1 protein-coding gene is annotated in these 459 nt (G+C 53.6%); it reads left to right on the forward strand.

The genetic code is table 11. From position 1 onward, the window contains the following. A partial coding sequence (locus NSCA4_RS0112480) for an IS30 family transposase (protein ID WP_016688423.1) occupies positions 1 to 459 on the forward strand: 459 nt, incomplete at both ends.

Raw genomic sequence — 459 nt, forward strand, 5'->3', positions numbered from 1 at the left:
ACCGGCGAAAACCCTATAAGCTCGATTTGCAGCTGATTCGGCACATCGACACCCTTATCCGCCGCAAACTCAGTCCCGAACAAGTATGCGCCTACCTGCGCAAACACCACCAAATTACGCTCCACCACAGCACCATTTACCGCTACCTTCGCCAAGACAAAAGCAACGGCGGCACCTTGTGGCAACATCTCAGAATATGCAGCAAACCCTACCGCAAACGCTACGGCAGCATATGGACCAGAGGCAAAGTGCCCAACCGCGTCGGCATAGAAAACCGACCCGCCGTCGTCGACCAAAAATCCCGCATCGGCGATTGGGAAGCCGACACCATCGTCGGCAAAGGACAGAAAAGCGCATTACTGACCTTGGTCGAACGCGTTACCCGCTACACCATCATCTGCAAATTGAAGAACTTAAAAGCCGAAGACACTACCCTGGCGGCCATTAGGGTATTAAAGG

It is taken from the genome of Neisseria sicca 4320 (assembly GCF_000193735.1).
Lineage (GTDB): Bacteria > Pseudomonadota > Gammaproteobacteria > Burkholderiales > Neisseriaceae > Neisseria > Neisseria sicca_E.